Source organism: Streptomyces griseorubiginosus (genome assembly GCF_001514195.1).
Lineage (GTDB): Bacteria > Actinomycetota > Actinomycetes > Streptomycetales > Streptomycetaceae > Streptomyces > Streptomyces griseorubiginosus.
In genome coordinates this window covers 813351-826558 of the sequence record NZ_KQ948735.1, presented here as the reverse complement: position 1 = coordinate 826558, position 13208 = coordinate 813351, and the positions used below count along the sequence as shown (strand labels likewise).

Annotated in this window: 11 protein-coding genes; 8 read left to right on the top strand and 3 right to left on the bottom strand. The window is 72.4% G+C overall.

Annotated elements, in window-relative coordinates:
• Window positions 1-60: 60 nt before the first annotated feature.
• The 5 genes from AQJ54_RS10080 to AQJ54_RS10060 all read left to right on the top strand — a co-directional run bounded on the left by AQJ54_RS10080 (window position 61) and on the right by AQJ54_RS10060 (window position 5380).
• Window positions 61-693: a TetR/AcrR family transcriptional regulator gene (locus tag AQJ54_RS10080; protein ID WP_062236146.1), complete on the top strand. Its 633-nt coding sequence runs from the start codon at window positions 61-63 to the stop codon at window positions 691-693.
• Window positions 694-898: 205 nt separating this feature from the next.
• Entirely contained in the window at window positions 899-1948 is a 1050-nt protein-coding gene (locus AQJ54_RS10075) for an endonuclease/exonuclease/phosphatase family protein (RefSeq protein ID WP_062236132.1), read from the top strand.
• A gap of 95 nt (window positions 1949-2043) precedes the next feature.
• Complete coding sequence (locus tag AQJ54_RS10070) at window positions 2044-3264, top strand: MFS transporter (protein ID WP_062237095.1); 1221 nt, start codon at window positions 2044-2046, stop codon at window positions 3262-3264.
• Between the two features lie 281 nt (window positions 3265-3545).
• Window positions 3546-4565 (top strand): ATP-binding cassette domain-containing protein, encoded by a 1020-nt coding sequence (locus AQJ54_RS10065; RefSeq protein ID WP_062236129.1) that lies wholly within the window; start codon window positions 3546-3548, stop codon window positions 4563-4565.
• The gene (locus AQJ54_RS10060) at window positions 4562-5380 is read left to right on the top strand and encodes an ABC transporter permease (RefSeq protein ID WP_062024981.1); all 819 of its coding nucleotides are present in this window, start codon (window positions 4562-4564) and stop codon (window positions 5378-5380) included. The genes AQJ54_RS10065 and AQJ54_RS10060 overlap by 4 nt, the downstream gene beginning before the upstream one ends.
• Before the next feature lie 18 nt (window positions 5381-5398).
• Here the strand turns inward: AQJ54_RS10060 and AQJ54_RS10055 are convergent, their stop codons facing one another.
• Window positions 5399-8686 (bottom strand): AfsR/SARP family transcriptional regulator, encoded by a 3288-nt coding sequence (locus tag AQJ54_RS10055; protein ID WP_248845335.1) that lies wholly within the window; start codon window positions 8684-8686, stop codon window positions 5399-5401.
• A gap of 490 nt (window positions 8687-9176) precedes the next feature.
• On the opposite strand from AQJ54_RS10055, the gene AQJ54_RS10050 reads away from it, so the two are divergent.
• The gene (locus AQJ54_RS10050) at window positions 9177-9947 is read left to right on the top strand and encodes a site-2 protease family protein (protein ID WP_062024985.1); all 771 of its coding nucleotides are present in this window, start codon (window positions 9177-9179) and stop codon (window positions 9945-9947) included.
• On the opposite strand, the gene AQJ54_RS10045 is transcribed toward AQJ54_RS10050, so the two are convergent.
• Together AQJ54_RS10045 and npdG are read right to left on the bottom strand one after the other, a co-directional pair.
• Window positions 9929-10111, bottom strand: a complete 183-nt coding sequence (locus AQJ54_RS10045) for a hypothetical protein (protein WP_062236124.1) — start codon at window positions 10109-10111, stop codon at window positions 9929-9931. The genes AQJ54_RS10050 and AQJ54_RS10045 overlap by 19 nt on opposite strands.
• Window positions 10112-10172: 61 nt before the next feature.
• Window positions 10173-10877, bottom strand: coding sequence for an NADPH-dependent F420 reductase (gene npdG, locus AQJ54_RS10040; RefSeq protein WP_030325372.1), 705 nt, complete (start codon window positions 10875-10877; stop codon window positions 10173-10175).
• Between the two features lie 154 nt (window positions 10878-11031).
• On the opposite strand from npdG, the gene AQJ54_RS10035 reads away from it, so the two are divergent.
• Together AQJ54_RS10035 and AQJ54_RS10030 are read left to right on the top strand one after the other, a co-directional pair.
• Window positions 11032-11634, top strand: coding sequence for a hypothetical protein (locus AQJ54_RS10035; RefSeq protein ID WP_062236121.1), 603 nt, complete (start codon window positions 11032-11034; stop codon window positions 11632-11634).
• 253 nt (window positions 11635-11887) lie between these two features.
• A complete protein-coding gene (locus AQJ54_RS10030) occupies window positions 11888-13186 on the top strand; it encodes an MFS transporter (protein WP_211278518.1) in 1299 nt (432 codons plus the stop codon).
• Window positions 13187-13208 lie beyond the last annotated feature (22 nt).

Sequence of the window (13208 nt, the reverse complement as noted above, 5' to 3'; positions counted from 1 at the left end):
CCGCCCGCACCGTCGTACCCGAGGGACAATCACCTCATCCCACAGAAAGGACCGAGCGACGTGAGCGGCCTCGCCGAGAGTCAGTCCGGGCCGGTGGTCCCGGTGCGGGGCCGACCCCGCAGTGAGGCCGTGGAGCGGTCCATCATCGAGGCCGTCATCGAGCTCCTGGAGGACGGCGTACCGCTGTCGGAGCTGTCCATCGAGCGGATCGCCCGGACCGCGGGCGTCGGCAAGGCCACCATCTACCGCCGCTGGAACGGCAAGGAGGAGCTCTTCGTCGACGTCGTGCGCACCGCCGAGCCGGCGGACGCGGAACTGCCCGGCACCTCGATGCGCGACGATCTCGTGGCACTCCTCGAACAGCTGCGGCAGCGCGGGCTGATGACCCGTTCGTCGGCGCTGCTGCACAACGTCTTCGCGCAGATGAAGAGCAGCCCGAAGGTGTGGGACGCCTACCACGCCATCGTCGTCGCCCCGCGGCGCCGGAAGCAGCTCGACATCCTGCGCCGGGGGCAGGCGAACGGCGAACTCCGCGCGGACGTCGACCTGGATCTGCTCAACGACCTGTTCGTGGGGCCGATGTTGTTCCGCACGATCATGCTGCCGGGTTCCGCGCTCCCCGAGGGCCTGTCGGAACAGATCGTCGACAGCGTCCTGGAGGGGCTACGGCCCGTCAGCTCGCGCGTTCCGTAGGAGCCGTGTGCGGGTTTGGTCACAGAGGGCGCTTTCCCGGCCGGGATCCGGAACTCGGTGCACCCACTTGTACGTCATCGCCCCCGTACGGTCGTCATGGGACGACGAGACAGGAGCCGATCATCCCCTAGGGTCTTACGGGGTGTCTGACACCCTCCCGGCGACGGGGTTGAACGGTGTGCACGGCAGGTAGTGAGGCGACGGTATGGCGCAGCAGGCGTACGTGACGGAGACGGCGGACGGCGGCTCGGGACCCGAGCGCCAAAGAGGCCGGTTCCGGCGCCTGCTCGGCGGTACGGTGTCCGGCTGGCGCGGTGACCGGCGGATCTGGCGCCGCGGGATCGTGCTCGCCGCCCTCGCGGTGGTCGTGGCCCTGGTGATGCTGCTGCACGCACAGATCCCGAACGCCGTGGGGAACCTGGGCAGTCTGACCGAGACCTTCCTGCCGTGGCTGGGCCTGTTCGTCCCGGTGCTGCTCCTGCTGGGCTTTCTGCGCAAGTCGGCGACCGCGCTGATCGCGGTGGTGCTGCCGGCGGCCGTATGGCTGAACCTCTTCGGCGGGCTGCTCTCCGACAAGAACGGCACCGGCGGCGACCTGACGGTGGTCACGCACAACGTCAACGCCGAGAACGCCGATCCGTCCGGCACCGCCCGGGACGTGGCCGCCTCCGGCGCCGACGTGGTGGCACTGGAGGAGCTGACCGCCTCGGCGGTGCCGGTGTACGAGAAGTCGCTGGCGTCGACGTACAGGTACCACGCGGTCGAGGGCACGGTCGGGCTGTGGAGCAAGTACCCGCTGACCGGGGTGAAGGCGGTCGACATCAAGCTCGGCTGGACCCGGGCGATGCGCGCCACGGTGACCGCGCCGGACGGGCAGGTCGCGGTGTACGTGGCTCATATGCCGTCCGTACGGGTGAAGATGGAGGCCGGGTTCACCGCCCGGCAGCGCGACACCAGCGCCGACGCGCTCGGTGAGGCCATCGCCGACGAGAAGCTGCCGCGCAAGATCCTGCTGGGCGACCTGAACGGCACGATGAACGACCGCGCGCTGAACGCGGTCACCTCCCAGATGCGCTCCACACAGGGCGCGGCGGGCAGCGGCTTCGGGTTCAGCTGGCCGGCGTCGTTCCCGATGGCGCGGATCGACCAGATCATGGTGCAGGGCGTGGAGCCGGTGAGCTCGTGGACGCTGCCCGAGACCGGCAGCGACCATCTGCCGGTGGCGGCCCGTGTGAACCTCGCCACCTCTTCGTAACCCTGGGGAAGCCTGGGACGGGCATCCTTTGTTCCGGTAATGAACATATGCTGATACGGAACTCCGCTCCCCCGTTCGAAAGGCTCGACCTCTTCATGCCTCTGGCCCTGCTCGCACTGGCCGTCGGCGCTTTCGGTCTCGGTACCACCGAATTCGTCATGATGGGCCTGCTGCCCGACGTCGCCGACGACCTGGGCATCTCGATCCCCACCGCCGGTCACCTCGTCTCCGCGTACGCGCTGGGCGTGGTGATCGGCGCCCCGCTGCTCGCCGCGGTCACCGCCCGGATGTCCCGCCGCAAGGTCCTCATCGGCCTGATGGGACTGTTCGTGGTCGGCAACGCGGCCTCCGCGTTCGCCCCCGGCGAGTACGCGCTGCTCGCCGCCCGCTTCGTGAGCGGCCTGCCGCACGGCGCCTTCTTCGGCGTCGGCGCGGTCGTCGCCACCGGCATGGTGGCACCGGAGCGCAAGGCCCGCTCGGTCTCCCTGATGTTCCTCGGCCTGACCCTCGCCAACATCGCCGGTGTCCCCGTCGCCACGCTCATGGGCCAGCACCTGGGCTGGCGGGCCACCTTCCTCGGCGTCAGCGCGATCGGTCTGGCGGCGATCGCCTCCCTGGCCCTGCTGATCCCGCACGACCACACCCAGGCACCCCGGGTGGGCCTGCGCGGCGAGGTGGCCGCCCTGCGCTCGCTCCCGGTCTGGCTGGCCCTCGGCACCACGGTCGCCGGGTTCGGCGCCCTGTTCGCCGCGTACAGCTACATCACGCCGATGCTGACGGACGCGGCGGGCTACGCCGACTCCAGCGTGACCGTCCTGCTCGCCCTGTTCGGCGTGGGCGCGACGGCGGGCAATTTGCTCGGCGGCCGGCTCGCCGACCACTCCCTGCGCGGCACCCTGTTCGGCGGCCTGACCTCCCTGGTCGTGGTCCTCGCCCTGTTCCCGGCACTGATGTCGACGCAGTGGAGTGCCGCGCTCGCGGTCGTCCTGCTGGGCACGGCGGCCTTCGTCACCGGGTCCCCGCTCCAGCTCATGGTCATGGAGAAGGCGTCCGCCGCCCCCTCCCTGGCCTCCTCCGCCAACCAGGCCGCGTTCAACCTCGCCAACGCCGGCGGCGCCTGGATCGGCGGCCTCGCCTTGGCCGCGGGCCTCGGCGTGACCTCCCCCGCGCTGACGGGCGCGGGCCTTGCCGTACTGGGCCTCGGCGTCGCCGCGGTGGCGACGGTCGTGGACCGGCGGCGCGTGGCCGCCCCGGCGAGCCGGGAACGGCTGGTGGCCTCGCATGTCCCGGAGCACGCGGAGACAGTGCACCACTGAGCATTCGTACGACGGCGGGGGGCGCCCGGGGATCACCGGGCGCCCCCCGCCGTCATGCAGCGGCCTCACGAGCCGGGTTCGGGGCGGTCCGCCGGCCGGTGTCCAGCTGATCCGGCGCGCTCCCGCCCCCGGGCAGCAGACGGCCCACAGGCGCCCGTACCCGATCCGACCTGGTGTTCCTCGCCCACCGAGGCGGCCCCCGACAGGGATGTCGGCGGGCTGTCGGCCCCTGTCGGCGACCTGTCGGTGGTTTGTCGGTGGCGGCTGGGAGTGTTCTCGGCATGACGCGAATCGACAAGAACCCCCAGAGCGGGGACTCCGCCGTTTCCGTGCGGGGGCTGGTCAAGCACTACGGCGAGACCAAGGCGCTGGACGGCGTCGACCTGGACGTGCGCGAGGGCACCGTGAGGGGTGTGCTCGGGCCGAACGGCGCCGGGAAGACCACCCTCGTACGGATCCTGTCCACCCTGCTCACCGCCGACTCCGGCACGGCGACCGTCGCCGGGTACGACGTGGTGCGCCAGCCCCGGCAGCTGCGGAAGGTGATCGGTCTCACCGGCCAGTACGCCTCGGTGGACGAGAAGCTCCCCGGCTGGGAGAACCTCTACATGATCGGGCGGCTGCTCGACCTGCCCCGCAAGGAGGCCCGCACCCGGGCCGACGAACTCCTCGAGCGGTTCTCGCTGACGGACGCCGCGAAGCGGCCGGCGAGCACCTACTCCGGCGGTATGCGGCGCCGTCTCGACCTCGCCGCCTCGATGATCGGGCGCCCCCAGGTGCTCTTCCTCGACGAACCCACCACCGGTCTCGACCCGCGCACCCGCAACGAGGTGTGGGACGAGGTCAAGCGGATGGTCGGCGACGGCGTCACCGTCCTGCTGACCACCCAGTACATGGAGGAGGCCGAGCAGCTCGCCTCCGAACTGACCGTCGTGGACCACGGCAAGGTCATCGCCGAGGGCGCCATCGAGGCGCTCAAGGCGAAGGTCGGCGGGCGCTCGCTGCGGGTACGGCCCGTGGACCCGGCGCAGCTGCGGCCGCTCGCCGGCTGGATCGACGAGCTCGGCATCACCGGCCTCGCCACCAGCACCGTGGACACCGACAGCGGCACCGTCATCGTCCCGATCCTCAGCGACGAGCAGCTGACCGCCGTGGTCGGCGCGGTCACCGCGCGCGGGGTCACGCTCTCCTCCATCACCACCGAACTGCCCAGCCTGGACGAGGTGTTCCTGTCCCTCACCGGCCACCGCGCCAGTGCCCCGCAGGACGCCACGCCCACCCTCGAGGAGGTCGCCGTATGAGCGCCGCAACCGCCACCCCCGCTCTCGACGTCGACGCCCGCATCCCGCTGCGCGGCCACCTGCGCCACACCGGAGCCCTCGTCCGCCGCAACCTGCTGTGGATCCGGCAGGACCCGGAGTCGATGTTCGACGCCCTGCTGATGCCGGTCGTCTTCACCCTGCTGTTCGTCTACGTCTTCGGCGGCTCGATCGGACAGGCCCTGGGCGGCGGACAGGACGGCTATGTCCAGTACGTCATCCCGGGCATGATCGCGATGATGAGCATGACGCTGTCCCAGGGCGTCGGCACCGGCTTCAGCCAGGACTTCAACTCCGGTGTCATGGACCGCTTCCGGTCCCTGCCGATCGGCCGCGGCTCGGTGCTGTTCGCGAAGATCTCCGTCGAGCTGCTGCGGATGCTGTTCGCGACCACCGTCCTGATGATCGTGGCCGTCCTGGTCGGGTTCGACATCCACCACTGGGCCGGGCTGTTCGCCGCGGTGGGTCTGTCCGCCGTGTTCGCCTCCTCGATCATGTGGGTGTTCCTCACCCTGGGCGTGGTCCTGAAGAACGCGCAGTCCGTGCAGGCGATGGGCTTCCTGGTGCTGTTCCCGCTCCAGTTCGGCTCGTCGATCTTCGCGCCGACGGCCTCGATGCCGGGCTGGCTCCAGCACTTCACCGACTACAACCCGCTGTCCACACTGGCCGACGCGGCCCGCGGCCTGATGGTCGGCGGCCCGGTCGCGCACGACCTGTGGATCACCCTCGCCTGGTCGGCGGCGATCACGGCGGTGGCGGCACCGTACGCCATCCACAAGTTCCGTACGAAGAACTGAAGTCGGCGCCGATGCGCGTCACACCAGGGCGGCGGCCTCCTCAGGGGAGAGGCCGCCGCCCTCCGTGTACGCCGACTCGTAGGCCACGTCGCCGAGTACCGCGCGCAGGCCCCGCTCGGCCTTGCTCCGCAGGGTGCGTTCGATGCTCGTCGGGGCGTGGGCGGCGGGCAGCAGCGCGTCACCGGCCGCGAGGCAGCGGGCGCCGTCCAGGGCGCGGGCACCGCCCTCGGCCCCGACCAGGGCGAGCCCGGCGGTGTGCAGATACAGGGTGCGCATGTGCGGGGCGATGGTCAGAGCCAGCGGGTCCTTGGACTTCTCCAGCGCCCGGCGCGTCAGCCGCAGGGATTCCTCGTAGCAGCCGTCCACGGCCTCCAGCCAGGCTTCCGAGCCGAGGATGAAGGCGTCGAAGATGACGAAGTGCGCGATGCCGAACTGCTGCCGCAGCAAACGCAGTTGCTCACGCGCCTCGGGAATCCGGCCGGTCATCCCGAGTCTGCCCGCGAGGAACATGCGGGAGGCGGGCATCGCCTCGTTGCGGGCGCCGTCCTGGTCGGCGATCACCTCGCGCAGCAGCTGTTCGCCCCGCTCGGCCGCCCCGGGCTCCCCGGTCTCCAGCAGGGTGCTGCCCAGCCGGGCGTTGAGCACGGACCGCTGGGCGCGGGCACCGAGCTGCTCGGCCCGCTCGATCGCCCGCTCGTAGTCGTCGGCCGCGGCCCGCCACTCGCCCCTGCGCTCATGGGCCTCGGCCCGCGCGGACAGCGCCTCGGCGGTCCCCCAGAGGTCACCGATCCGCTCGTAGATCTCCAGCGCCTCCTCGGCGTCCTGGATGGCGTCCCCCGCCCAGTCGGACCGGTTGGCCAGCAGGTTCGCCCGCCACTGGAGGGCCGCGGCGAGCTCCCACTCGTAGCCCGGGGTGGCCCGGCAGGTGTCGACGGTCGCCTTGATGACGTCCCGCAGCCGGTCCATGTCCCCGGTGAGCATGATGGCGAAGAACCACAGCGAGCCCGGCAGCCGGCAGGTCTGCGGCATGCCGGGTTCGTAGGTCGTGGCGATGGACCGCAGCTTGGCCTGCGCGTGCTGGTTCTGCCAGGCGTCCAACTCGGTGTCCATACAGGCGAGATGGACGAGGTGGGTGCCCCGCCGGGCTTCCTCCAGCACCTCACCGGTCCACGGCGGCGGGCTGTCCGTGCAGCGCTCCCACACCGGCAGGGCGGGTCGGACCGGCACGGTGAACGGGTCGGTCCCGAGCCCCTGCACCTCGCGGGACCAGTTGCGGGCCTCGATCCGCAGGTCACGCATCTGCCAGTACCAGGCGAGCGACAGGACCAGACACAGCCCCTCCTGCTCGTCCCGGGCGGCGACGGCCCGGCGCAGGGCGGTACGCAGGTTCTCGTACTCGCGCTCCAGGCGCCGGATGGCCTCCAGTTGACGCGGGCCGCGCAGCAACGGGTCGGTGGTGCGGGCGAGTTCGCGGTAGTACGTCAGATGCGCGCGCTCGGCGTCGGCGCGGACGCCGTCCCGCTCGTCGAGGCGCTCGCCGGCGTACTCGGCGACGGTCTCCAGGAGCCGGTAGCGCATCCCCCCGTCCCCCTCGCCCGGCGAAGGCGCCGCCACGACAAGGGACTTGTCGACGAGCGAACCGAGCGCCTCCAGAGCGCCGGGCCCGCACACGGCCTCGGCGGCGGCGAGATCACACCCGCCGGCGAACACCGACAGCCGCCGCAGCACCTCCCGCTCCTCCTCGTCGAGCAGGTCCCAGGACCAGTCGACGACGGCCCGCAGGGTCTGCTGCCGGGGCAGGACGGTACGGCTGCCGGAGGTCAGCAGCCGGAAGCGGTCGTCGAGCCGGTCGGCGATCTGACGGGGCGACAGCATCCGCAGCCGGGCGGCGGCCAGCTCGATACCGAGGGGCAGCCCGTCGAGCCGCCGGCAGATCTCCGCACACGCCTCGGGGTCCTCCTCCACCCGGAACCCGGGCCGGGCCGCGGCCCCCCGGTCGGCGAGCAGCCGCAGCGCGACCGGCTGCGGAAGCGGCTCCACGGGACGCAGCAACTCCCCCGGCACACCGAGGGGTTCACGGCTGGTGGCCAGCACGGTCAGACCCGGGCAGCGCTCCAGGAGCGTCTCCACCAGCCGGGCGGCCGCGTCGACGACATGCTCGCAGTTGTCGAGGATCAGCACCATCCGGCGCCGGCCGCAGTGCTCGGCGAGCCGTTCCACGGGATCGTCGTGCCGCTCACTGTTGGCGGCCCGGATCGCCTCGGCACCGGCGCCGTACAGCACGGTCTCGCGGGCACCGACGGCGGTCAGCACCGCCTCGGGCACGGCGTCCGGATCGTCCACGGGAGCGAGTTCGGCCAGCCAGACCCCGTCCCGGGCGGCCTCCCCCACGCTCTCCCCGGCCTCCTGCGACAACCGGGTCTTCCCGGCCCCACCGGCCCCCAGCAACGTGACGAGCCGCGCCCTCGCGAGGTCCCCGCGAATGGCCTCGATATCGGCTTCCCGCCCGACGAAGGAGGTGAGACGGGCGCGGAGGTTGCCGGCCGGCGGGCGGTGCGCACGGACCGGCTCCGGCTCGGGTTCCGGCTCCGTTTGCAGCAACTCCCCGTGCAGGGAGCGCAGTTCGGGCCCCGGGTCCGCTCCCAGACGGTCCGCGAGCAGCTGCCGTACGTCCTCGTAGGCGGCCAGCGCCTCCGCCGTACGGCCGGTGTCGCGCAGGGCGCGCAGCCGGAGGGCCTGGAGGGGCTCGTCCAGGGGGTGGCTGTCGCACAGGGCGGTCAGTTCGGGAAGCGAGTGCTCGGCCTGGCCGAGGGCGAGCGCGGCGGCGTGACGGGCCCGCAGGGCGTCCAGGCGCCGGGCCTCGGCCCGGGCCGCGTGGGCCGTACGGTCGGGGAGGTCGGCCAGGGCCGGGCCGCGCCACAGGGCGAGGGCGTCGTCCAGGACCGCGGCGGCCTTCGCGGGGTCCTGGTCGGCGAGCGCGCGGGTGCCGTCGCCGACGAGCCGCTCGAAACGGTGCAGGTCGATGTCGTCCGGGGTGGCGGCCAGCCGGTAGCCGCCGTCCACCGACCCCACGGCCTCCGCCCCGAGCGCCCTCCTGAGCCGCCCCACCAGCGCCTGCACCGCGCCGGTCGCGTCGGCGGGCGGCTCCCCGTCCCACACCTCGTCCACCAGAACACTCACCGGGACGGTACGGCCGGGCCGCAGCGCGAACACGGTCAAAAGAGCACGCAGCCGAGCACCACCGACGGAAACGGAGGTGCCGTCGGGGCGGAGTGCCTGGGTGGTGCCGAGGATGCGATAGCGCACGGTCCCATTGTCTCTGTTGAGGTCGGGGGCGGTCACGGAGTTAATCGAACGGGCCCGCTGCGTTGGGCTTGGGCCGGGCGCCTACTAAAGTGCCGGGTTCGGTTGTTCGGCGGGTGCGGGTGCGTTGTGGCTGGTCGCGCAGTTCCCCGCGCCCCTGGGGCGTTGCAGCCGCCGACGGTGCGAAGGGGACGGGGTGGGGGGTGTCCGCCCGCAGCGGCCGGCGTCCGGAGCCGAGAACTGATCGAGGGACCGAGCCGCCGGACCGAGGACGGATACCCCCCACCCCGGCACCGACCCACCCACCGAACGGAACGCGCTACGCACGCCCCCACCGAAGCCGGGCGGGCCGCCGCAGGCCCCCAGGGGCGCGGGGAACTGCGCAAGACGCCCGCCCCCACTCAGCCGCACACCGGAACCCCCGCCCCACCCCACACGTTCCCCCACATGCCCGGTACCGTCGGGCCGTCCCCCCGCGAGTACAGGGAGCCCCATGACCACCGCCACCACCCGCCACAGCGACCGGCGGATCAGCCCCGTGTTCCTCGGGATCGTCGCCGTCACGGCAGTGACCGGCTGGGCCACCTGGACCGGCTTCGCCGAGGAGCCCGGCATCGCCGTGTTCCTCTTCGTCACCGGCGCCTGGATCGTCTCCCTGTGCCTGCACGAGTACGCCCACGCCCGCACCGCCCTGCACAGCGGCGACATCACGATCGGCGCCAAGGGCTACCTGAGCCTGAACCCGCTCGCCTACACCCACGCCCTGCTCAGCATCGTGCTCCCCGTCATCTTCGTGATCATGGGCGGCATCGGCCTCCCCGGCGGCGCGGTGTTCATCGAGCGCGACCGCATCCGCGGCCGCTGGCGGCACAGCCTGATCTCCGCGGCCGGCCCCCTCACCAACGTCCTGTTCGCCCTCGCCTGCACGGCCCCGTTCTGGCTGCACTCCCTCGACGGCGTCCCCCGGGAGTTCAGCGCCGCGCTGGCCTTCCTCGCCCTGCTCCAGGTCTCCGCCGCGATCCTTAACTTCCTGCCGGTCCCGGGTCTGGACGGCTACGGCGTCATCGAGCCCTGGCTGTCCCGGAACATCAAGCGCCAGATCGAACCCTTCGCACCCTTCGGCCTGCTGTTCGTCTTCGCCCTGCTCTGGGTGCCCCAGGTCAACGCCGTGTTCTTCGACCTGGTCGACACGGTCCTGCGCGGGCTCGGCGTGAGCGAGTACGAGGCGTCGTACGGCTGGAGCCTCTACCGCTTCTGGAGCTGAGCGGCGCCCCGCCCCCGCTTCAGGTAGTACCAGAACATGTTCGACGACAGCCCCGCCAGCAGTACCCACACGATCCCGAGCCAGCTGCCCTGGACGAAGGAGACGACTGCCGCGGCCACGGCGAGGAGGCAGACGGCGAGGGCGTAGAGGGCGAGGCGGGGCATTTCCACGAGCTCCTGTCAGGGGGACACTGCTGCACTACACCGACCAGTGTCCCCCATCCCCTCACACGTCCGTGACCCGCAACCCCGCATGCGCCTTGTACCGCCGGTTCACCGAGATCAGGTTGGCGACCAGCGCCTCGACCTGGTGGGCGTTGCGCAGCCGGCCCGCGAAGACGCCCCGCATCCCGGCGATGCGCCCGGCGAGCGCCTGGACGATCTCGACGTCCGCGCGCTCCTCACCCAGCACCATCACGTCGGTGTCGATCTCCTCGATCGCCGGGTCCTGGAGGAGCACCGCCGACAGGTGGTGGAAAGCGGCGGTGACCCGGGAGTCGGGGAGCAGGGCGGCCGCCTGTTCCGCCGCGCTGCCCTCCTCCGGCTTCAGCGCGTACGCGCCCTTCTTGTCGAAGCCGAGCGGGTTGACGCAGTCGACGACGAGCTTGCCCGCGAGGTCCGCGCGCAGGGACTCCAGGGTCTTGCCGTGGCCCTCCCAGGGCACGGCGACGATCACGATGTCACTGCGGCGCGCGGTCTCGGCGTTGTCCGCGCCCTCGACGCCGTGACCGAGTTCGGCGGCGGCGGCCTGTGCGCGGTCGGCGGCCCGGGAGCCGATGATCACCTTCTGTCCGGCCCTGGCGAGCCGGTAGGCGAGGCCCTTGCCCTGCGGGCCGGTTCCGCCGAGCACGCCGACGACGAGCCCGGAGACGTCGGGGAGGTCCCACGGGTCCTTGGCGGGAGCCTTCTGTGCACTGTCGCTAGAGGTCATGGGCCGACTTTACGTGCGCCCCGCCGACCCGGACCGCCCAGGTGGGCAGCGTCACGGACGCCCCCAGTCTCGTTGACCCCGCCCCTGCCCGGTTCGGGGGAATTCGCCGTGAACCACAGGTCGGTACAGACCGTTTGCGGCAGTATGCGGCCCCATGGATGCCGTACGGGTCGCGTTGCTGCGCGAGGTGCTCGCCGGGACCGAGTGGTGGGGGGCCACCCGCCGTTTCGGGGGTGTGCTGCGCGGCTCCGTCGTCTCGCACGGCGGTGGTCTGCTCCTGGTGGGCACGCCGGAGTACGAACCGTGGCACCTGGCGGCCCACCTGGTGGACGAGGCCGCGTGGTCCGGGACCCCGGAGCTGGCCCCGACGCTCGTACGGCACGACGCGCGCCCCTCCGACCCCGCGCACCTGTCCGTCGGTCCCGGCCGGCTGGCGGCGGCCCGGCGCGGTGAGACCCTCCTCGTGGTCTCCCCGACCGACCCGGACGCCCCGCTGCTGGAGCACGTCCACGACGCCCGGCGGGCCGGTGCGACGATCCTCGCCCTCGGTCCGGACGAGGGTGAACTCCCCGCGATGGCCCATGAGTCGCTCGCCGTGCCGCAGGCCACGGATCTCGATCTGGACACCGTGCAGCACCTGGTCAGCGCGGCGGCCGGGGAGAACGCGGTGCCCGCCCCGCGGGGCCAACGGCGTTTCCGGGACCGCCTCTCCCGCCTGACCGACCACCTGACGGCACCGCCGCCGACCCGCTGGTGAGCGGCCGTGACCGCGGCGAGGCCCGACGCCCCGAAAAGCAGGCGAGACCGCAGCGGGGCCCGACGCCCCGAAACCGCTCCCGGCCCCGGCACCCCGAAAACAGGCGTGACCGCGACAGTCCCCAGCACCCCGAAAAGCAGGCGAGACCGCCACAGGCACCGGCACCCCCAAGAAGCAGGCGCAGCCGCAGCGAGGGCCGGCGGCCCGAAAAGCGGTTGCCGCTGCCGAGTTGCTGCCCGGACCATGGCCCTTCGTGACCGACGACATCCCCGAACCCCCCTCCGGCCTGCGCGCCCTGCTCCCGGACCTCGCCCCCTGGCGGGCCTCACGGGATTTCCGACGGCTCTGGTACTCGGGGCTGATCTCGAACTTCGGCAGCTTCCTGACCTTCGTCGCGCTGCCGGTGCAGCTGAAGGACCTCACCGGTTCGGCCGCTGCGGTGGGCGCGATCGGCGCCGTGGAGCTGATCCCGCTCCTCGTGTTCGGGCTGTACGGGGGCGCGCTCGCCGATGCCTGGGACAAGCGGAAGCTGATCGTGTGGACGGAGGTCGGCCAGGGCGTGCTGAGCGCGGTTCTGCTGCTGAACGCGCTGCTCCCGGAGCCCGCCGTCTGGCCGCTGTACGTCGTCGCCGCGCTGTCCTCCGGCCTGGTCTCGGTGCAGCGTCCGGCGCTGGACTCGCTGTGGCCGCGGATCGTGGCCCACGACCACCTGCCGGCGGCGGCCTCGCTGAACTCCTTCCGCTGGACGGTCGGCGGGGTCGCGGGACCGGCGCTGGCGGGTGTGGTGGTGGCCTACGCGGGGCTGGGCTGGGCGTACGGCGCGGACCTGCTGACGTTCCTCGTCTCGGTCGCGCTGGTGGTGCGGATCGCAGCGGCCCCTGCCTCCCACGAGGCGGCCAGGCCGTCGCTGCGGGCCATCGCGGAGGGTGCCCGGTACGCGTGGAGCCGCAAGGAGCTCCTCGGCACCTACGCCGTGGACCTCGCGGCGATGTTCCTGGCGATGCCGCTGGCCGTGCTGCCGTTCCTCGCGGACGAGCTGGACGCCGAGTGGTCGCTGGGCCTGATGTACGCGTCCGTGCCGCTGGGCGCGCTGCTGGTGAGCCTGGTCAGCGGCTGGACCGGGCGGATCCACCGGCACGGGCAGATGGTGGTGCTGGCCGCGGCGCTGTGGGGTCTGGCGATCGCGGCGGCCGGGGTGATGAGCAACGTCTGGCTGGTGCTGCTGTTCCTGACCGTGGCCGGCGGCTGCGACATGGTCAGCGGGATCTTCCGGGGGATCATGTGGAACCAGACGATCCCGGACGAGCTGCGGGGGCGGCTCGCCGGGATCGAACTGCTGTCGTACTCGGTGGGCCCGACCGTCGGCCAGGTGCGCAGCGGTGGTTTCGCCGCGTGGTGGGGCGTGCGGGCCTCCGTCTGGTCGGGCGGGGTGCTGTGCGCGGGGGCGGTGGGCCTGCTGGCCCTGTGTCTGCCGAAGCTGATGACGTACGACGCCCGCACGGACGAGCACGCGGCCCGGGTCAGGGAACAGCGGGCCGCCGCCCGGGTCTGATCAGTCGTCCTCGCGGCCGCCC